At 41.5% G+C, this 19,933-nt stretch carries 15 protein-coding genes; 10 read left to right on the top strand and 5 right to left on the bottom strand.

All coding sequences use genetic code 11. The features are described 5' to 3' along the window. The first annotated feature begins 5 nt into the window (after positions 1–5). From nrdB to LNTAR_RS10755, 6 genes are all read left to right on the top strand, one after another. Entirely contained in the window at positions 6–1,136 is a 1,131-nt protein-coding gene (gene nrdB, locus LNTAR_RS10780; protein WP_007278730.1) for a class Ia ribonucleoside-diphosphate reductase subunit beta, read from the top strand. A gap of 2 nt (positions 1,137–1,138) precedes the next feature. After that, positions 1,139–1,432, top strand: a complete 294-nt coding sequence (locus tag LNTAR_RS10775) for a 2Fe-2S iron-sulfur cluster-binding protein (protein ID WP_007278729.1) — start codon at positions 1,139–1,141, stop codon at positions 1,430–1,432. Between the two features lie 95 nt (positions 1,433–1,527). Further along, complete coding sequence (locus tag LNTAR_RS10770) at positions 1,528–3,750, top strand: multiheme c-type cytochrome (RefSeq protein ID WP_162026388.1); 2,223 nt, start codon at positions 1,528–1,530, stop codon at positions 3,748–3,750. 108 nt (positions 3,751–3,858) lie between these two features. Further along, positions 3,859–4,437 carry an MjaI family restriction endonuclease gene (locus LNTAR_RS10765; protein WP_007278727.1) on the top strand — a complete coding sequence of 193 codons (579 nt, stop codon included), beginning with the start codon at positions 3,859–3,861 and terminating at the stop codon, positions 4,435–4,437. A 414-nt stretch (positions 4,438–4,851) separates the two neighbouring features. Further along, entirely contained in the window at positions 4,852–6,162 is a 1,311-nt protein-coding gene (locus LNTAR_RS10760; protein ID WP_007278726.1) for a transposase, read from the top strand. Between the two features lie 38 nt (positions 6,163–6,200). Beyond that, on the top strand, positions 6,201–7,550 hold the full coding sequence (locus tag LNTAR_RS10755; RefSeq protein ID WP_007278725.1) for a nitronate monooxygenase: 1,350 nt from the start codon (positions 6,201–6,203) through the stop codon (positions 7,548–7,550). Here LNTAR_RS10755 and LNTAR_RS10750 read toward each other — a convergent pair. The 3 genes from LNTAR_RS10750 to LNTAR_RS10740 are packed head-to-tail and all read right to left on the bottom strand — an operon-like array spanning position 7,547 to position 11,784. Then, positions 7,547–8,878: a DUF1552 domain-containing protein gene (locus LNTAR_RS10750; protein ID WP_007278724.1), complete on the bottom strand. Its 1,332-nt coding sequence runs from the start codon at positions 8,876–8,878 to the stop codon at positions 7,547–7,549. The two genes, LNTAR_RS10755 and LNTAR_RS10750, sit on opposite strands and share 4 nt — an antisense overlap. Positions 8,879–8,910: 32 nt before the next feature. Further along, positions 8,911–11,115, bottom strand: coding sequence for a DUF1592 domain-containing protein (locus tag LNTAR_RS10745; protein ID WP_007278723.1), 2,205 nt, complete (start codon positions 11,113–11,115; stop codon positions 8,911–8,913). Continuing rightward, positions 11,116–11,784, bottom strand: coding sequence for an HAD family hydrolase (locus LNTAR_RS10740; RefSeq protein WP_007278722.1), 669 nt, complete (start codon positions 11,782–11,784; stop codon positions 11,116–11,118). It lies immediately after the preceding gene. A gap of 222 nt (positions 11,785–12,006) precedes the next feature. On the opposite strand from LNTAR_RS10740, the gene LNTAR_RS25570 reads away from it, so the two are divergent. The 3 genes from LNTAR_RS25570 to LNTAR_RS25560 all read left to right on the top strand — a co-directional run bounded on the left by LNTAR_RS25570 (position 12,007) and on the right by LNTAR_RS25560 (position 14,121). Continuing rightward, positions 12,007–12,657 carry a prepilin-type N-terminal cleavage/methylation domain-containing protein gene (locus tag LNTAR_RS25570; protein WP_007278721.1) on the top strand — a complete coding sequence of 217 codons (651 nt, stop codon included), beginning with the start codon at positions 12,007–12,009 and terminating at the stop codon, positions 12,655–12,657. A gap of 114 nt (positions 12,658–12,771) precedes the next feature. Then, a complete protein-coding gene (locus tag LNTAR_RS25565) occupies positions 12,772–13,404 on the top strand; it encodes a prepilin-type N-terminal cleavage/methylation domain-containing protein (protein ID WP_007278720.1) in 633 nt (210 codons plus the stop codon). An 81-nt stretch (positions 13,405–13,485) separates the two neighbouring features. Then, positions 13,486–14,121, top strand: a complete 636-nt coding sequence (locus LNTAR_RS25560; RefSeq protein WP_007278719.1) for a prepilin-type N-terminal cleavage/methylation domain-containing protein — start codon at positions 13,486–13,488, stop codon at positions 14,119–14,121. A 189-nt stretch (positions 14,122–14,310) separates the two neighbouring features. On the opposite strand, the gene LNTAR_RS10720 is transcribed toward LNTAR_RS25560, so the two are convergent. Together LNTAR_RS10720 and LNTAR_RS25555 are read right to left on the bottom strand one after the other, a co-directional pair. After that, positions 14,311–15,264 (bottom strand): 5'-nucleotidase, encoded by a 954-nt coding sequence (locus LNTAR_RS10720; protein ID WP_007278718.1) that lies wholly within the window; start codon positions 15,262–15,264, stop codon positions 14,311–14,313. Positions 15,265–15,274: 10 nt separating this feature from the next. Then, on the bottom strand, positions 15,275–17,095 hold the full coding sequence (locus tag LNTAR_RS25555) for a sugar phosphate nucleotidyltransferase (RefSeq protein ID WP_007278717.1): 1,821 nt from the start codon (positions 17,093–17,095) through the stop codon (positions 15,275–15,277). Between the two features lie 198 nt (positions 17,096–17,293). On the opposite strand from LNTAR_RS25555, the gene LNTAR_RS10710 reads away from it, so the two are divergent. Continuing rightward, a complete protein-coding gene (locus LNTAR_RS10710) occupies positions 17,294–19,888 on the top strand; it encodes a hypothetical protein (protein WP_007278716.1) in 2,595 nt (864 codons plus the stop codon). The last annotated feature ends 45 nt before the right edge of the window (positions 19,889–19,933 follow it).

The raw sequence follows: 19,933 nt of genomic DNA, 5'->3' as shown, positions 1-19,933 counted from the left end.
AAATCATGCAGTATTCAATTTTCAGTCAGGTCCCAAACGACCCCCTCAAAGAACCTATGTTCTTTGGCAACAACGTGAACGTCTCCCGTTACGACCAACAAAAACACCCTGTTTTTGAACAGCTTATCGAGAAGCAGCTCTCCTTCTTCTGGCGCCCAGAAGAAGTCGACTTGAGCCGCGATCGTGCGGACTTCAAAAAACTACCGGCTCACGAGAAGCACATTTTCTTGTCTAACCTCAAGTACCAAACACTCCTCGATAGTGTCCAGGGACGCTCGCCAAACGTCGCTTTCCTCCCCGTCATCTCTATTCCTGAGCTCGAAACTTGGGTTGAGACATGGGCTTTCTCTGAAACAATTCACTCGCGCAGTTACACACATATTATTCGTAACATCGTCAATGATCCTTCAGAAATTTTTGACGATATTGTCAATAACGAAAGCATCATTCAGCGCGCCTCATCAGTTTCTCACTACTACGATAGCTTCATCGAACTCCAGTGTTACTACAACCTCCTAGGTGAAGGTACCCACATGATCAACGATGTTCCAGTTGTCGTTAATATGCGCGAACTCAAGCGTCGCCTTTTCTTGACCGTTGTTTCAGTCAACGTGCTGGAAGCCATCCGCTTCTACGTCAGCTTTGCTTGTAGTTTTGCTTTTGCGGAACGCGCAGTTATGGAAGGCAATGCAAAGATCATTAAACTCATTGCTCGCGATGAAGCTCTTCACCTCACTGGGACTCAGCAGATGATTCAAATTTTCCGCGAAGGAAAAGATGACCCCGAGATGGCTGAAATCGCCGCTGAATGCGAAGGTCAAGTTTACCAAATTTTCTCTTCTGCTGCTGAGCAGGAAAAAGAATGGGCAAAATTCCTCTTCCGCGATGGTTCAATGATTGGTTTAAATGCTGACATCCTTGGTGATTACGTTGAGTACATTACTAATGTTCGCCTTAAAGCATCTGGCTACAAAAACGTTTTCCCAACAACACAAAATCCACTTCCGTGGATGAATAGCTGGCTCTCCTCTGACGCTGTACAAGTGGCACCACAGGAAGTTGAACTCAGTTCTTACCTCGTTGGACAAATCGATAGCGAAGTATCGGAAGATGCCTTCGACGACTTTGATTTCTAACTATGTCTAAGATCCACGTAGAAGACGCACACTGCTTTGAAGCACAAGGAGACATCAGTCTCCTTGAAGAGCTCGAAGCTCAAAATCTCGATGTTAACTACAGCTGCCGCTCCGGTTTTTGCGGAGCTTGCAAAGCTACTGTTGTAAAGGGCGATGTAGAAAATATTGAGTCCAGCATGTATATACTCGGGAAAGATGAAGTCCTCACTTGTTGCAGCAAAGCTGTAGGCGATGTCGAACTTTCCTTTAAAGAAAGATTAAATATATTTCAATCTGCTTACTCACTCAACATTTAAGCAGTTGAATTAAACTCAATAAGCACTTATTTTGATAGAGGCTCCCAATGTGGAGCCTTCTCTATTTTTACGAAAAACCAATTAGGATTAATTACGTGAGCAAGTTTTTCACCTCTTTCACTCTCTCCATCATTTTCTTTCTCTTCCTTTCTTGTGATAACAAGAGCAACTCGAAACCGAGTCCCGCACCAAAAACTCAAGAACAAACAAGTACGCAGAAAAGCGATAGCAATGACCCACACGCCAATTTTGTGGGGGCTAAAACTTGCGCAGAATGCCACCAAAAAGAACATGAAGAATGGCTAGGCTCTGACCACGAAAAAGCGATGGCTCTCGCAGACGAGAAGACTGTCTTAGCTAACTTCGATAATCAAACTCTAGAAGTCAATGGCGTTACGCACCGTTTTTACCGCGCCGAAAATGGTGACTTCATGGTCGAAACCGACAATGAAAAAGGCGAAATGGTGAGCTACAAAGTCGAATACGTTTTAGGTCATGAACCTCTACAGCAATACATGGTCAAAATGCCTGGCAATAGAATTCAATGCTTGCATACTGCTTGGGATACTAATAAAAAAGAATGGTACCATCTCTACAAGAATGAAAATCCCCCTGCAGGCGATTGGCTTCACTGGACAGGTCAAGGCATGACTTGGAACTCACAATGCGCCGACTGCCATACAACCAACACTCAAGTGAACTATGATCGTGCTAGCAACTCATTTAACACCAATTATTCCGAAGGCTTTGTCTCATGCGAATCTTGTCACGGCCCAGGGAAAAATCACGTAGATCATTACAAGGGCGATAAAAGCATTGTTGATGACCTCATCAAACTCACAAAAAAATCCGGAACAACTCAACAAGAAGAACTCAATCGCTGTGCCCCTTGTCACGGCCTTCGTAGCCGCCTTGATCACGCCGCTAATCCACACGGAGCAATTGGCGACAACTACGCGATGAACCTCGCACGCAATGGTCAGTATCAAGCTGACGGCCAGATATTAACAGAAGTATTTGTTTACGGTTCATTCACACAAAGTCGTCACCACCGCTTTGGCCTTCGTTGCTCTGACTGCCATAACCCTCACTCAGGTAAAACTAAGTTCCCCGGCAATAAAACTTGTACGCAATGTCATCTTCCTGATCAATACGACACGCCAAAACACACTTTCCATACAGATGCTGAAGACTCTAAATGCATCAACTGCCACATGCCTGGACGTTTTTACATGGGTGTTGACTTCCGTCACGATCACTCATTCCGTATTCCTCGACCTGACTTAAGCCAGCGTTATAATACCTCTAATGCATGTAATGACTGCCACACTGACCGTACTTTCAACTGGGCAGCACAGGCCATCGAAAAGAATTATGGCCCCACAAGAAAGGCTCACTTCAGTGAAGTTCTTCTCAGCCTACGCAATAATGAGCCTGGCTCCGTTGAACGCGCCTTGCAACTCTTAAAGACTCCTGAACTCACTCCAGAGATGGGACGTGCGGCGATCCTTTCGGAATTGCCCGCTACTTATTCTCTAGAAGTCGTTCGTCTGATTGAAAAGCAACTTACAGATCCTTCTGATCTCGTTCGTTATGCTGCAGTTGAAATTTGTGATCCACTCTCGGCCGCTGAAAAACTTCGTCTTTTAACTCCTATACTCAAAGATAAAATTCGTAGTGTTCGTCAAGAAGCCGCATTTGTTCTCTCTTCTATTGCTGATGCCGATTTCCCAAGCAAAGATCGAAATGCTCGCAAAAAGGCCGAAGACGAATTCATCCAAGCCAATGAAAGCACTGGTGACTCACCGGGCGGGCTCTTACGTTATGGTATTTTCAATGAACGTAAAGGTCAGCAAGAAGAAGCTCTTGATCTCTATCGCGCCTCTTTAAAAGTGGACAAACTCTTCCACCCAGCCCGAAGCGCTATGGCCACACTCTATTCACGCCAAGGTAAAAATGATCTTGCTGAAAAAGAATTGCGCATCATCATATCTCAATATCCACAGCTGGCACAATTCCAGTACATGATCGGTCAGCTCCTCGCTGAAGAAGCGCGTTATATGGAAGCTCAAAAGCACTTTGCAAAAGCAGCACAACTCCCTAACTGCCCGCCTCAAGTCTTTCGCAACTGGGGCCTCACCATGGAGAAAATGGGACAGCATGAACAAGCCTTAAAAATCTACCACAGTGGCTTACGTCTTTACCCAGGCTATGGCGAACTCCGTGCTTTCGTTCAACGTATTGAAGGCGCTAAACAGCAGCAGCAGGAACGTGAACAACGTCGCCAGCAGCAACTCCAACAACAGCCTCCGCAATAAGCTTAGCAAGGCTTTACACAGAGAAAAATTACAAATCTGTTAAATCTAGCTTTTATAACTTGCGTAAGAACTCCTTTTATTATTCAGTAAAATAAAAGGAGTTATACCATGAATCACATTCATTTAAGCAATAGTGAGTTTTCTGTTTTATCTAATGCAGGTCACTTTCAAAGCCAAGATCTTTTATGTCATTTACTTGATTTTGGATCCCGCCTCTTACCCGAACATAAACCTGACTTACCCCATATCATGAAAGAACTTCAAAATGAACAAAAAATGGGTAATGAAAATAATTGGGAGGAATGGTACCATGATCAAATGAATGATTCTCTTAATCAAGAAACTCGTCGAATGACTTTTATGATCAAAAGAATGATTAGCTCACTGTCTAAACTTAAACCTAGCGACATTAAGAATTTTTGTCGAGAACGACTGATAACTGACTCATTCATCGGCACTGAAGCTAAACACGCTATCCTACAAAAAATTGCCCTAGAAAATCATTGTGCTCTGGAGATGGCCAATAAAGACTCAGCTTATGACGGTTATATAAATAAGCATCCAGTGATCATCAAACACTACCATACGAGTCACGATAATGCTGTAGAAGAAATCACACAAGCGAGTACCATCTTTTATGAACTCCATGAAGATGAAATCGAGCTTATGTATAACATGGCTAGTTAGATTCCCTTAGAGTGACTATACGATTATGGATGAACATCCATAATCGTACACTATAGATTAGACAACATCAACAACATAAAGAATTAATAATTAAATACTTATATGTAAATAATTTATTTTAAGTAAAGTCATTGCTCTATTCTCTTCTTTATTTTTAAGAATGAGGATACAATGAATACATTACCAAAAATCAACGGCATCTGTATATAACTCCCAACTCTGTGCTTGATGTCAATCCCAGGCAGCCGTAAGCGCTGATTCTGAGCTAAACTTAATTAAATCAGATTATTTTGTGAAATCTCAAAAAGTCACAAACTGAGAAAAACTCTTGATATATTTCTATAAGGACTTGACAGATAAGCATTTACGTGATTTTCGAAACTATGTAAGTACTTAATAACAAGGAGTTTATAGATGTTACAGAGCAACGGAAACGAAACGATTCAAAATCAGCTAAAAGCAATTTTAATACGAGCTTATGAAATGGCGAGGGATGCTGAAAGACATCCTGATTGGATACGAAAATGTCAGGTAATCTCAGATATTGATTTTTTGTTGTTCAGTATTTTACGAGCGACTATTCAAGTCAAAAGCGGTCTTCATTTTCTGCAACACCTTGACCAAGTTCTTGAACAACAGGTTGCTTCGAGTACGTGGTTTGACGCTAATGAGTCTGAACGTCGTGCCCGAATGGTTATGGCGGTGACTCCATTTTTTAATAAGCTTTTACAAAAGGAAATTTCGGATCAAGGCGTTAATCACCTAAAAGATTTCAATGAATTAGATGACTACGATTGTGTAGCCTACGACGGACACTTTATGAAACGAGCCTGTCATGTTAAAAATGCACCAGGGGCTAAGAACAAAGCCAATGCAGGTTACATATTTGGCACTGATTTAAGAACAGGCTTCCTTGAGCCCGTAAAAGTTGTCTCAGATGGCAGTAAAAAAGAAAGTGAGATACCATATTTCAAAGATTTTTGTGAAGATCAAAGAGTAAGCTCATGGTGTAGAAATAAGAAGATTACAGTTTATGATCGTGCTATGTCTAGCGCAGGTTTTCTTATTGATGAAATGAAAAAGAAGCACTATTTAGTTACCCGCTCCAAAAAGAATTCGACATGGGATAAAATGGAGAAACTACAGTGGGATAAAAATGACCCTAGCAACACTAATGTACTCAAGGATTTCCTTGTTACCAAAAAGCTCAAGAGAAAAAACGAAAAGCTCCGCCTTATCGTATATTATGATGTCGAGCGTCAAAAAACTTATCGATTTTTAACCACGCTTAGTACAGATATACCCCCTGGTTTAATTGCAGAACTTTACAGAAGACGATGGCAGTTCGAAAAGGCATTTGATAACACCAAAAATGACTTAGGTGAAATTAAAGCTTGGGGAACCAGCATACCCAGTATGAAAATACAGATGTGTTCAATCGTATCTGCTTATAATATTATACGCAGTTTTAACGAGCTGAATTTAGTTCGCAATCCCGATATGGTTCATCCTGCCCAGATAAAGCAAGAAAAGCGAACTGATAAACTCCGTAATTCACTAGCGGATTCAGCTCAAAAAATCAACCCTCTTAGACTCGCAGGTAATTTAAGACGGCTCAGCAGAAAGACCGTCTCATCCATTCAAAATGCCATTTTAAGAGAAACGCCTATACGAGAACTCTTGAGATGGCTTTACAAGGAACTCAAACCACGAGTATTAACCTGATTTACGGAAGCCATTGACCAAAAATCATCCAAGGTGGCATGGGCATCGCAGTCTCTGACTGGAAACTCGCCAAAGCCGTAGCTCAACAAGGTCAACTAGGTGTCGTTTCTGGCACAGCAATTGAAAATGTCATGATTCGTCGCCTACAAAATGGCGACCGCAACACTTTAAAAGCTCTTAAATCTTTCCCGATTAGGGCAATTAGTGAAAAAATCATCTCTAAATTTTTCTTAGCTGAGGGAAAAGTTGCGGACCGTCCCTATCGCCTAGCTCCACTCGCCTCGATCCCGCTCAAGACAGAACTCACAGAGCTCATCATTGCTGCTAACTTTTGTGAAGTCTACTTGGCTAAGCAGGTTGGTGGTCAAGTGGGTATCAACTATTTAGAAAAAATCTCGCTCCCACTTCTTCCTGCACTTTACGGTGCGATGCTCGCAAATGTTGATGCCGTACTCATGGGCGCAGGAATTCCGATTGCTATCCCAGGTATCTTAGATCAACTGAGTAAAGGTGAATGCTGTCGACTCTCTATCCCTGTAAGCGGCGCCTCAAAGGAACAAGATTTCTATCAAGAATTTAACCCACAAGAATTCTGCCCAAATACAGAGCTGAATAGACCTGCTTTTTTAGCCATCATCAGCAGTAAAATTGTTGCAAAAACACTTATAAAGCGCGCCACGGGTTCTATTGAAGGCTTTATCATTGAATCACACTCAGCGGGTGGCCACAATGCTCCTCCGAGGAAGGTCAAAGACCAAACTACCGAGGCCTTTAGTTCTAAAGATTCCGTCGACCTAGAACGCTTCAAAAATCTCAACTATCCATTTTGGCTAGCGGGTTCTTTCGCTCAGAAAAACGCTTTAGAAACTGCAATAGATTTAGGAGCCTCAGGCATTCAAGTAGGTTCAGCCTTTGCCTATTGCGAAGAATCTGGAATCACCACTGAAATTAAAAACCAGGTGAGCAGCGAAAACACCTCCAAAGGTTTACAGATTTACACTGATTTCAAAGCTTCCCCCACTGGCTATCCCTTCAAGATCATCAAGCAAACTTGGCACAAGCAAGAAACTGCAGTAGAACGTCGACGCGTCTGCGACCTAGGTTACCTACGCGAAGCCTGCTTGAATGACGAAGGTAAACTCGAGTATCGCTGTCCCGCAGAAAATACTGATAATTACATCGCTAAGGGTGGCGAGCTTCAAGACACCGAAGGACGTCAATGCTTGTGCAATTCACTCTTAGCCACAGTTGGATTAGGCCAAGTACGCAAAGACTTCGTAGAACCGCCACTCTTGACGGCTGGTGAGGACTTTTCATTTTTAACAAAGCTCACTCGAGATAAAACATCTTATTCCGCGAGTGACGTCATTGCCTTTATCCTAAACTAAGACCCCAGAGCTATCCTCTCGGTAGAGTCTCCAAATTTCTGAACAGGAGTGCCAAAGGCATTAGACATACCGAGAAACAGGTTTGAGAGCGGGGTTTCCTCCGCATAAACTTTGTGTCCCCCACTCTTGATAGCTCCTCGCCCTTTACCTGCGAGAATCAATGGGAGGTTATGGTGATCATGGCGATTGCCATCGCGAATGCAGGAACCAAAAAGCACCATCGAATTATCGAGTAAATTTTGCTCTCCTTCTTGAACTCTTTTAAGCTTCTGAAGAAAGTAAGAAAAGTGCTCAACATGATAGCGATCAATTTTTTTCAGTTGCTCAATTTTATGCTCTTTATTTTGATGATGAGATAAGGAATGATGCCCTTCTTCAACGCCGAGGGATTTATGGCGTAAATTAGAACCCCCACGGCCGAGCATGAGTGTGGACACACGAGTTTTATTGGTCTGGAGAGCCAAAGTCATGACATCATAAAATAGTTTGACTTTGCGAGGATAGCTAAAGCTTTTATCTGTTGAAAAATCGGGCACCTCAAAACTTTCATCCAAGTCTGTTTCTGAAGCAATCATCATGCTTTTTTCCATATCTCTGAGCGCATCTTGGTATTCTTCAATTTTTAGTCGATCACTCTTCGACACAACTCTCATTAAATCTTGACTTTCTTGTTGAACTAAATCTAAAACTGAACTTTGACGTGCTCGTGCTAGGGCTTTTTGCCTTCTCGATAAATGAGCTTCTGGATCACCAAATAAACGTTCAAAAGCATCGCGTACACCACTCTCGCGCGCTAAGGGAAGTTGAGCATTGGCCCAAGAAATATTATTTACATAAGCACAGCTATAACCCGAATCACATTGACCTGCCACGCCCCCCGATTCCATGGAGTATTCTAAGGAATCAAAAGTACATTCACCTCTAATTTGCGATGCCAAAACTTGATCAAATGATACCCCTGCTTGGATATTTTTCCCGGAAGTTTTACGAATTTGACGCGCCGTTAAAAAGGTCCCACTACTTCGTGCGTGATCACCTGCGCCATCACCATTCGAACGAGCTTTTTCATGACCTAGATTACTCAGAAGAAGGAAATCTTTTCTGTACTCTTCTAAACTTTTCAAACTCGCTGGCATCGTATAGCCGGCGCCTGCTTGCTCCGGCTTCCAGTCAGGAGACCAAACTCCATTCGGCAGAAAAATAAATACTGCTCGTGTTTTAGCTATATCCTGTTTCTTATCTGCAAAAGTCTCGAGCCAGGGCAAGCTCATGGCGAGTCCCGCAACTTGAATCACTCGACGGCGACTAAACTGATCAAACGCATTCATAAATAACTTTCACCTTGGATAAGATTTTCATATTAAGATTTATACCTAAAGACTTTTGATAAAACAAGTTCTATAATAACATCTTCGAGACGACAGGAGTTTTCAAGTGTTTTTTGGTGAATCTCATAAAGCGTCCGATAATCACCAGGCTCTAAGCCCCTACCCAAGGCGTATATCATTAGCTTTTCTATCACTGTATGCTGAAACTCAGTTTCGTTATTCATTAAGTAATTTTGCACATCAGCCAAACCACTTAATTGACTTCCGTCGGGTAAGCGTCCTCCTAAATCAATCGCTTTCCCTAATTCATAAGTATCGCGCCATTGGCCGATGGGATTGTAGTTTTCAAAACTCAGTCCTAATGGATCCATTCGCAAATGACAAACCGCGCAATCTGGATCTTCTCTATGCTTGGCAAGTTGCTGAGAAATCGTCATTCCCACATGATTCTCATCACCTTCTTCTAAAGCCGAAACTCCGGGAGGTGGCGGAGGTGGTGTGAAACCCAACATTTCTTCCAGTATCCATTTTCCTCGTTTAACGGGACTTGTTCTCGACGCCTCTGAAGTCACTGTTAAAACAGATGCCGTTGACAAAATACTATCGCGCCCCGCAAAAGCAGGGACTGCTTTTATATTCCATTGATATTTACCTTTAACTCCATAGTGCTTCGCCAGCTTTTCATTGATAAATAATTGATACCCACGGATAAAAAAACTCAGCGGCAAGTTATTTTCTAACACATAAGAGAAGTACGCGTAGACTTCCATTTTCATAGACTCTTTAAGCCCGCCATTCCAAGCTGGGAATTTGCGGTTACTCACATCCACAAATTCTAAATTTCTCACTTGTAACCACTGACCCGAAAAATTCTTCACAAATTGTTTTGCTCGATAAGACTCCAGCATGCGTTTCACTTCGGTCCTTAAAACTTCGACCTTATTCAAGTCATTTTTTTGAGCTAAATGAAAAAGCCTTTCATCGGGCATGCTGGACCACAAAAAGTATGACAAACGCGAAGCTAACTCGTAATCGTTGAGCATTGTTATTGCTGCTTTAGGTTTTTGCTCGACTCGAAACAAAAATTTTGGTGAAACTAAGACCGCCAAAAAACAGCTTTTCAAAGCTTTCAAATGCCCATCTCCTTGAGCACGTAATTCCTTGTAAACTCGATTAAAGCTCTCTGATTCTTTCACACTTACAGGACGCCGGTAGGCCCTCTCCATGAAACGTTTAAGAATCACATCAAATTTTTGATCCTTTGGTACCAAGCGCTGATGGCTTTGAGGGATTGCAGGAAGTTTTTGAGGTCCACTAATCTTTAAGTTATGAAAATGGAAATTGCGATCGCCGTGAAGAGGATGATTATAATCGTTTATAAAGGAAACCTTCACTTTATGAGTCCCAGGTTCTAAGTCCACATCCAAAGAATAGCCTTCCGCTTTAGTTTCTTCGGCACTTACATCAATAGTTTTTAGTTTCTTGTCATTGACTGCTATTTCAACCTGGACCTTTTCATCACCTGCCTGGTCTCCCTCTGCTTTCATCTGAATTCTGTATTTACCTTGATGCTTTAGAGTGAAATTCACCGACAAACTACCATTCGCCCACACATGGTGAACATCTTCAATAACTCGCCCACTTGCTTTTGGCAAACGCGTCATACTTTCGACATCAAAAGTCCACTCTTTATGCTGGGGTAATTCATCTAAAATGGCTTGATCAAGAACTTGTTTACTATATTTCAAATACTTTTCCATTGAAAGTGAGGTCACACTAAGGAGCTCGGCAATATTATCAAAGCCGTAACCAGAGTTATCGGAAGGCAGGTTTAAACTCGGAGCCTTACTGAGGTAGAGCAAGTCTTGAAGCGTATTCTGGTACTCCTGCTTATTTAAACGCCTAGGTTTTAGAGCACTAATTTCAGGATCTATGGACATGTAGGTTTTACTCAAGCTATCCTCGAGCCAAACAGTCATATTTTCCCGATCTTCTAAGCTGATTTTTTTACTATCTTGCGGAGGCATCTCATGGCTCTTTAAATAGCTCCAAGCACGTTTCCATTTTTGCGGTGACCGCAAATGACCTTGCTCTTTTGGTAATAATGATTGTAAATCTAAGCCACCCTTTTCTTTTCCAGGTTTATGGCATCGGCAACATTTTGACTCAATCAAATCAACAGCACACCACCCATAGCTCATGAGCGTAAAAAAGAGAAAGAAGGGAAAAAGTTTCAATTAAGTATTTACCTTATCGAAAATATTTAAAAAATCTCCGCAATCACGATAAACACCCGCACAACGCTCAAGTAAGCCCTGGGGAAGTTCAAGCATATCGGGAATGTGAATCGTTTGCATGCCCGCATTCAACGCCGCCTCCACTCCGTAACGTGAATCTTCAAAGGCCAAACAATTTAATGAATCGACTCCAAGTTTTTGGGCCGCGCTTAAATAAATATCTGGAGCGGGCTTACTATGCTCGATTTGATCTCCACCAACAAGAATAGAAAAATATTTTATTAGCCCCGCTTTGGCCAACTTTTTTTCCGCTGTTGCATGGTCTGTAGATGTCGCCACCACCATCGGAATTTCTTCTTGTTTCAAGTACTCCAACAAAGCAACAACTCCTTGTTTCACGGGCGCCGCTTTCTCAACTGTTTGCACAAAATAGCGACTTTTCCAAAGCTTGACGAATGGCTCCAAGTCATGAGTCGGCCCCAGTTTTTGCGCGATTCGCAAACGAACTTCTCGACTATTTAAACCTATCAAAGAACGATACTCATCGAGAGATAATTCTTGATCATATTCTTTGAAGACTTGCGTCAAGATTTCACAACATATCCTCTCCGTATCGAGAAGAAGGCCATCCATATCAAAAACAGCTGCTTGTATATTATTTAGAATCATGGGCCCTTTTCTATATCTACATACTAATAATACGATCATAAAGACTAAATATTACATATAAAGTACATTTACCCAAGCATTCTTAATAACAGATTATTATTAAACTCCACTCATGAGAGCTGTGCTCAGATAAGTCATTATAAAATGAAAATGAAAAGACTGTCAAAACCTTTCATTGCGTTGCGATTCCTCTTGAAACAAAGCACTACAAAGGAATCCGATATGAAAACTAATAAATTCTCCCTCATCGAACTTTTGGTCGTCATTGCGATCATTGGCATTTTAGCCTCCCTCATCCTACCGGCTCTGGGTAAAGCTCGTAAACAATCTCAACAAGCTGTATGTAACTCTCAACATAAACAGATGAACACTGCCATTTTCATGTACGTCGATGATCATGATGATTACTTCCCTACAGTTGATCATCCTACATCAAACACCTGGAAAGGCTGGCAACTCTACATTGCAGAATACCTAAAAATAGACACTACAGATAGAGACAACTTTGAAGGATCAGTATTTTACTGCCCAAGTCAAGAAAATATTTCAGGCACCATTTATCAAGCGACTGGAACTGCTTACAACCGTTACTTTGGATCAAATCGTTTTTATTCGAATGGTGCAGCCTTCAATACTTTAAAACAATTAAGTGCTATTGAAGATTCTACTGAGACAGTAACAACTATTGACTCCCTAGACAACACTGATTATAACAGCGCATCCAATACTAAGGATAAGCCCGTGGGCTATCGACATAAAGGTGGTGTCAATGTGGCATGGGTTGATGGTCATGTATCTTGGCAATCGACAGAATTCATGTCTGCAGGAAAAAATGGCGAAAACCATTACTACTACCTCTTCGACAAGCCTTGAGTTTATACTATACTCATATGATTTTGATGAAAAACCTCCATAAAATTTGTTTTTAAGACAAAGGTCATATTCTTTGTATTTAATGATTGGCAATTCTTAAGGCAAAATAGGCACATGAAACATAAATTCACACTGATTGAACTTTTGCTTGTCGTAGCCATTATTGGCATCCTTGCATCACTTCTTCTACCTACTTTAGGAAAAGCTCGAAAAACATCACAACAGGCCGTCTGCAAATCTCAACAAAAACAACTAGGCTCTGCCATCTACATGTATGTAGATGACAATGAATATATGCCCTCTGCTTCTCACCCCACTAAAAGCAGTCGTTTAGGGTGGAAAGTTCACCTCGGTCCTTACATCAACTCCAGTGGAGATGGTTCTGAAGGCGGCGCTGCCCCCTTTAGATGCCCAAACTCTGAACTGGGCACTGGCTACACTAACCAAGAAGCCGGCACCGCTTACAATATAAAAATGGGTGATGACCGTTACCCTGCCCGCCCAGCAGTCAAATTAGATGAAATTGAATCCGCTGTCCAAACGGGAGTAATCTCAGATTCTGTGGATGGTACCGATTGGGTTATTGCCTCAAAACTTCTACCATCCGAGGATGCCGTTGGTTATCGTCACAAAAATGGTTTAAATATTCTTTGGGCGGATGGTCACGTGCAGTGGTTTACCACTGTAGCCATTCAAGCTGGAAAGAATGGAACTCCGGATTGGTATTATGAAGTCAGCAAACCTTAAAGTAAACTTTTTTTCATAGAGCTGTCAAAACAACTAACTATATCGCTATTCATCCTGCAATAAGTTTAAAAGGAAATAGATATGAAAGTTAGACAATTCTCCCTCATCGAGCTCCTAGTCGTCATTGCTATAATAGGTATTTTAGCATCAATGATTCTACCTGCTCTTGGCAAAGCTCGTAAAACATCTCAGCAAGCCGTTTGTAATTCACAGCAAAAACAAATTGGCACCTCAATTTATTTATACGTAGATGACAACGAATATATGCCATCCACATCACATCCTAATCAATCGAGCCGACTAGGATGGAAAATGCACGTAGCATCCTACCTCAATACAGAAGGAAACGGTTCCGGTGGTGGTTCAGCCCCATTCAGATGTCCAAACTCAGAACTTGGTACTGGCTACACAAACCAAGAGGCCGGAACTGCTTATAACATCAATTTTGGTGATGACCGATTTGCAAACAAGCCTGCAGTGAAATTAACAGAAATCGAATCTGCTGTGGAAACAGGGGTCATTGCTGACTCTGTGGATGGAAGTGATTGGCTGATTGCCTCCAAACTCCTTCCCTCTGAAAATGCTGTTGGCTATCGTCATAAAAATGGTCTCAATATTTTATGGGCCGATGGTCATGTAGCTTGGTCTTCTACAGTAAGCATACAGGCGGGCAAAAACGGTGTTGCTGATTGGTATTATGAAATAGAAAAACCCTAAGATTTTTTAAGACAATTAGCAAATATCACTTGAGCATAAATATGATTTAAATGAAAACAAGCAGGATTCAATCAAATCGAAGCCTTAACTAAAAACGACACCAAAAACTTCTGCTATAGTTTTATAGTAAACAGTTTAATAAGTCACCTCTAACTCTTGACTAAAAGTTGTACTCCTCTAAAGATATGACTATAAATACTTATGAATCTCTGATTCACTTTTATAAGGTACTTTGCCAGATGGCACATACTTGGCTGCTTCTTCTAAATGAAGATCTTGGTCTTCAAAGAAAATATGGGGACGGAAGGCCTTGAGAATTTTCGATTTATCTAGACCACCCAAAAAGAAAACTTCGTCCACGTAAACGCCCCAAGTCCGCAGTGTTTTAATTACACGCATTTCTGCAGGGGCACTGCGGGCAGTCACAATCGCAATCCGTACGGGAGATGATTTTACATTAAAGGGCAAACGGCTCTGAAGTTGTGATATGCTTCGTAACAACTGAGCGTAGGGTCCTTCGGGCATCGGCACATCCTGATGGGCGTCTTCATGATCAAAAAAACCTTTGAGACCTTGAGCTTTAAAGACGATTTCGCTACTATCATCAAACAAGACAGCGTCACCATCAAAAGCTAAGCGAACCTGACCTTCTTCGATATTGGAGGTATGTGGTGGCTTTTGTACAATTGCAGAAGCACAGCTTTTGGCATCGATAACTTTTTGCGCATCTCGCACATTCGTTGTCAAAAAGAGATCCACATCATAGGCTTCTAAATAGGGCACAACTGATTCACCCCCCGTAAAAGCATGTCGACTAATATTTAAGCCACGACTTCTGATATTATTAAAAACCACTACACCCGTCTCTGGACTATTGCGCGACATCACAACGACTTCCACAATGGGGACTTCACCCTGTTTTTTATACTGATTGAGCCCTAAGAGTGCACTCACCAAAGGCATCGCCGTCCCATCTGCTAAGTCGTCTTCTTCACGCTTCAACATGTATGCACGATAATTCTCTACTGCAGTTTCTGGGTTTTCTTTGAAGGCTTCCTGAAAGACGTCATCCGCTTCACTCATGTCAAATAAAGCTGTTGCGGACACCGCAACCACTAAAGTTTTTTCTAAATCTACTTTCATCTTTATCGCTCTAATTAACTTTAATGGAAAGTTTGTCGGCAGCACTTTGCACCAATGAATATAGCGCTTCATACTCATTTTGATGAAGCCCCAACTCACGATTTAACATTTTTAATGCTACGGGGATATAAAACTCAAAACTCCCTTTCCCTCGAATATGACTTAAAAAACCATAGGCACCTAAGGCTTGCATGTGCCTTTGTATCGCACAACGGTTATAGTCACTTTCACTTGTATCAGTCACATGAGCACATTTTGAAAAATAATAGTTTTTCAGCTCTTCTTGTAAATCAAGATCATAATCCATGTAAGGATCTCCAATGAAGGATGCCGCATCATAAAGTGCGGGCCCATAATGCGCTCCTTGAAAATCAATCAAACCTACACTCCCCTGACGAATCATCACATTTTCAGACTGAAAATCGCGATGCATCAAAACTTTATCTAAGCCATTCACTTGATTCGCTAAACTTAGGCGCTCCGCATCAACTTGAGCCTGATTTTTTTTGTATTCATCTTCCAAGCCTGCCACACGAAAAATAAAGCGCTCTAAAAAATAAGAACTCTCCCACATCAAGACATCTAAATTAAAAACTTTGTCCCTCAAAGGTTCCGCTATAGATTGGAACTTATGAAGCTCAACTAAGCATTCTTTAGCTTTGCCTAAAATTTGCTCTTGAGTCTTACCTTGAGACCATAGACGAAAAGTATCATCCCCCCAATCTTCTAAAACTAATTGCCTAGCTTTTGGTCGGTGATTATAAATTTGAGGGACCGATACTTTCTCTGCAAGCAAGCGCTGTGTAAGTGTTTTCTGACGCTCAATTGTATGATCAATGCTTGAGTAGTCTAAAACGACACCCTCATCCCGCCTTCTGTAAATCCTGTCCGAACCACCATTACCAATCGTATCTAGATCGCTATTTTTACTCGCCTCAGTATAATCAAAATCAACTTTCATCCCGGGCCCAAGGATACAATTTTGCAGTCGACTTCCCTGAGCCACCTTTGTACCAGGCAATAAAATAACATTAGAGAGTTGCACATCGCCTCCAATTTCAACGCCTTGTTCAACGACACAATAAGAGTCTATTTGGCAATCCCATGGAATATTTAAAGGTTCTGCAAAGAACCTCTTCACTCCATTCATACTCTCTAAAACACCTGCGGCGTATGTATTCACATTGCCCAAATCCAACCATTCCGACTCTCGCCCAATATCGTAAACGCCCACTTTTTCACCCGCATTACGTGCATCTTCCCAAAAAGGCACAACATGAGATTCCCCCGCAGGTAAATATTTCAAAAACCCTGGCTCGTACAAGACCACACAGGCATAGCCGAACCAACACTCGACACGAGGGTCTTTCATTGCTTTATCGATGCAAATAAACGCGCCTTTTCCAGAGGCTCCAACTCGACGTTCATGCTCGCGATCTTGCACGGCTAAGGTGACTAAATTCCCTGAATTTTCATGATATTCGAGCATCCCTTTCCAGTCAAAATCAGTCAAGACATCACCATTAATTAACAGACTTGTCTGTTTTTTGAAAAAGTTTTGAGCATTCCATATTGCGCCACCTGTCCCTAAGAGTTCTTCTTCTTCAAAAAATTGATACTGCTTTGCTTCATTCCATTTTTCGAATTGTTCTTTTTTATAGTGAACATTCAAAGCTATCTCATTGATATCCACACTCATAGAAACTCGATCTATCATTCTATCTATCAAACTTTGACCCGCAATTGGCAACAGAGGTTTAGGGTACAAATTTGTCACTGGACGCAAGCGACTCCCATACCCTGCTGACGCAATAAATAAATTGATTGGCATTGTTAAATCCCCTTGAAATTAGCCTTCTAAGAATACAAAACTGTATACTATTGATCTGTTTTTTGTCTAAATAAAGCATTTTATAGGAAAATATGCTTGAACTTAATCTTCACCAGTCCAAAATATGACATGATTTAATTTAAAACTCTCTTTTTTACATGTCACTAAGTTAAGCCTCTCACTTCAAGGAATAAAAAAATGCTCATCGGAGACACAGTTTTTGAAAAAAAATCTTTCAAAAACACGGACGAAATCCTCAATAACTTTTGCACACAAGAGTTTCTCAATAAAAATAGCATCGTAAGAAATGAGTTGGTCAACAAAACACTCTTAGAGCTTATTGAAGCCGAACCTCGCAATTCATTCCTACTCAGAGAAGTGATTGATTATGCGGCAAAAATCACCGAGAGCCACGTCCTTGACGGCAAATTTAATGTTACTGCTTTTGAACGTTGGTTAAACCAACACTCAGGTCTCAATGAAGCAGAACAGTTCGTTATTCGTGGTAAAATCAGTGGGAAACACATCCCAAGAGATGAGTACCAACTCTACTTTCCTATTGGCCACGACAAATACTACCCAAACTCGCACTATATCACGGCGCACAATCCCCCAGACCTCGATAGTACCACGGGATCTTTTATTGGCTGGTTGGATGCCTTCTCTTGTAAAGTTGGCCAAACACTTACTGTCTGGAATGTCCCTCAGGGAGAGCCCAGCCCGCTCATCTCGCATTTTTTCAACAAAATTTTCACCCCCAACGTTTTCAGTCGAGTCGCCAAACATAAGTCTCTCATATCCCCAGTGGCAATGGATATTGTCAACCAACACAAATTGATTCGTGTAACTGGCAATTCTAACATCCGCGACTTTCAACACGAAAGGAATACTAACCACATAATCGTGGTGGATGAAGATGGCTACTACCTCGGTGACTGGCGCGTAGCTGATGTTGATACGGTAGGTCGCATTCAGCGCCTGCTCAACATCACCATACATTCATACGAAAAAGTACTTATATCATCTTTCACTGCGCTAATGAGTCGTGACACCATCACTCATCAGGAAATACAAGAGTACTTGGACCAGAGCTTCAACAGCAGTTTAAGCGACAGTCAAATGAGCTTCCAGCGCTACCACCACCAAGATTGCGAACTCTTGGACCTCTATTTGAAAAAGGTGTTAAAGCTCGAGCACGGTAGTAAAACCAGCTTCCTCGATTTCTTTAGATTCATGGATAAAGTTTCGAACTCGAACTACTGTGAATTTGTTGATCACATGAACTCTTTCCTTGCTCCAGAGAACTTTGATTACAAGAACGAAGCCTTCTCTCTAGCGAGATCAAAAATCTTTGCCACATTTAACAAAGCTTTTGACAACTTAAGTGCCTCAATACAAGCTGGTCGCAATTACTATGACCGCATGGACCTCGCTCTTGCCGTCAAAAAAGAAGTTTTGGGCAACACAATCAACTACGTTAGTACAAAAGCTGAACCCACTGAAATCAAGAACAAGCTCCGTGGCTATCAGCACGTCACAGTTTGCTTCCACGATAAAAAACAACGACTTATCCCTGTCGGGGTGATTCACCGTTCGGACATGGTCAGCGACTCCCTTGGTTCAGTCACACTGCGTGATTTCTGTAATTTAGACGAAATAAAAATTGCTCCAAGCGTACGTACGATCTCTGCTATCGATCACCATAGGTCGGAAATGAACTCCAGAGAGTGCATGACGGTCACCATTGCAGACGTGCAATCTGTCAACGTCATCATAGCCGAACAAGCCTTCACAATTAACGATCGTTATGGTTGTCAGAACCAAAGTCTTCACTCAATCGAAGATCAAATGGCAGAACTTCACAAGAACAAATCATTGAATTCTGAAGGTTTTAGCCTTCTCAATCGTTTAATCCAAAAAAAACAAGCCGTCTACAGGTCAGGGGTCAAATATTTCATTAACCCCGAACGAGAGCTCATTGAATACTCACTCATGCTCAATGCTATTATTGATGATACTGACCTCTTCAACAAATGTGGATGGCGTGACCTCAGTGCTGTCGCTCACCTCGTCAACCGCATGAAGAGCATCGTCTGTAAAAAAGAAGTCCAAGTTCTTAGCATAGAAAAATATAACAGGGCTTCAAAAACTGATCTCAAGGCCGCTATCAAGGAATTCCTCCATAACGAAGATGTAAAATCATTCTACAAAAACATTTTTGATTATCGCGAAGTCTTGATTAGCCAATGGTTAGCCAACTCAAAAGACCACCAGTTTTGTTACGAAGATCGCAAAATCCAAAACGAGTTCTGCGCAATTAGCCAACTAAAAATCTTCCCCAATAACCGCGATTGTTTTAATGAGCATCGTGATGCACTTCTCGAGAGCTGGTTAAATAGCAATGAAGTTGTTGCTCGGAAATCTTCTGTTGTAGATCTCTTTTTACAGATGAACTCAACTATTGAAATGAAGGGATCAAACTCAAACTCAGAAGGCTGTGATGAAATTTGGATTCGTATCAACTCTAATAGTGAACAAGCTGAATCACACTTAAGAATTTTCTTTAACACCTTCACACAATCAAGTAAATACCCTGACGTTATTGAAGAAGTCATCATCGAAGGCTCGAACGCTGAGGACAACAAGATACTCATACCAATCATAACAAACAACCTGAAGTTGCCTTACACAATACGAGACAATAAAGAAAAAAGATCGATTATATGCCTCAAAATCAAACAAGGCAGTCTGAATAGCCGGAAAGCAGACATCACGCCATTCCTGCCAAAATAAGCGGACATTTCGCCCTGTAATGCGTCATTATGACGCCATTACTTT

This window comes from Lentisphaera araneosa HTCC2155 (assembly GCF_000170755.1).
GTDB classification, from domain to species: domain Bacteria; phylum Verrucomicrobiota; class Lentisphaeria; order Lentisphaerales; family Lentisphaeraceae; genus Lentisphaera; species Lentisphaera araneosa.
Note: the sequence above shows the minus strand (reverse complement) of the source record. Positions and strands in the feature narration are given on the sequence as shown.

Bases quoted from the DNA above. Each gene is read 5' to 3' on its own strand.
- nrdB (WP_007278730.1), top strand. From the start codon at position 6: ATGCAGTATTCAATTTTCAGTCAGGTCCCAAACGACCCCCTCAAAGAA.
- LNTAR_RS10775 (WP_007278729.1), top strand. From the start codon at position 1,139: ATGTCTAAGATCCACGTAGAAGACGCACACTGCTTTGAAGCACAAGGA.
- LNTAR_RS10765 (WP_007278727.1), top strand. From the start codon at position 3,859: ATGAATCACATTCATTTAAGCAATAGTGAGTTTTCTGTTTTATCTAAT.
- LNTAR_RS10760 (WP_007278726.1), top strand. From the start codon at position 4,852: ATGTTACAGAGCAACGGAAACGAAACGATTCAAAATCAGCTAAAAGCA.
- LNTAR_RS10755 (WP_007278725.1), top strand. From the start codon at position 6,201: ATGGGCATCGCAGTCTCTGACTGGAAACTCGCCAAAGCCGTAGCTCAA.
- LNTAR_RS10750 (WP_007278724.1), bottom strand. From the start codon at position 8,878: ATGAATGCGTTTGATCAGTTTAGTCGCCGTCGAGTGATTCAAGTTGCG.
- LNTAR_RS10740 (WP_007278722.1), bottom strand. From the start codon at position 11,784: ATGATTCTAAATAATATACAAGCAGCTGTTTTTGATATGGATGGCCTT.
- LNTAR_RS25570 (WP_007278721.1), top strand. From the start codon at position 12,007: ATGAAAACTAATAAATTCTCCCTCATCGAACTTTTGGTCGTCATTGCG.
- LNTAR_RS25565 (WP_007278720.1), top strand. From the start codon at position 12,772: ATGAAACATAAATTCACACTGATTGAACTTTTGCTTGTCGTAGCCATT.
- LNTAR_RS25560 (WP_007278719.1), top strand. From the start codon at position 13,486: ATGAAAGTTAGACAATTCTCCCTCATCGAGCTCCTAGTCGTCATTGCT.
- LNTAR_RS10720 (WP_007278718.1), bottom strand. From the start codon at position 15,264: ATGAAAGTAGATTTAGAAAAAACTTTAGTGGTTGCGGTGTCCGCAACA.
- LNTAR_RS25555 (WP_007278717.1), bottom strand. From the start codon at position 17,095: ATGCCAATCAATTTATTTATTGCGTCAGCAGGGTATGGGAGTCGCTTG.
- LNTAR_RS10710 (WP_007278716.1), top strand. From the start codon at position 17,294: ATGCTCATCGGAGACACAGTTTTTGAAAAAAAATCTTTCAAAAACACG.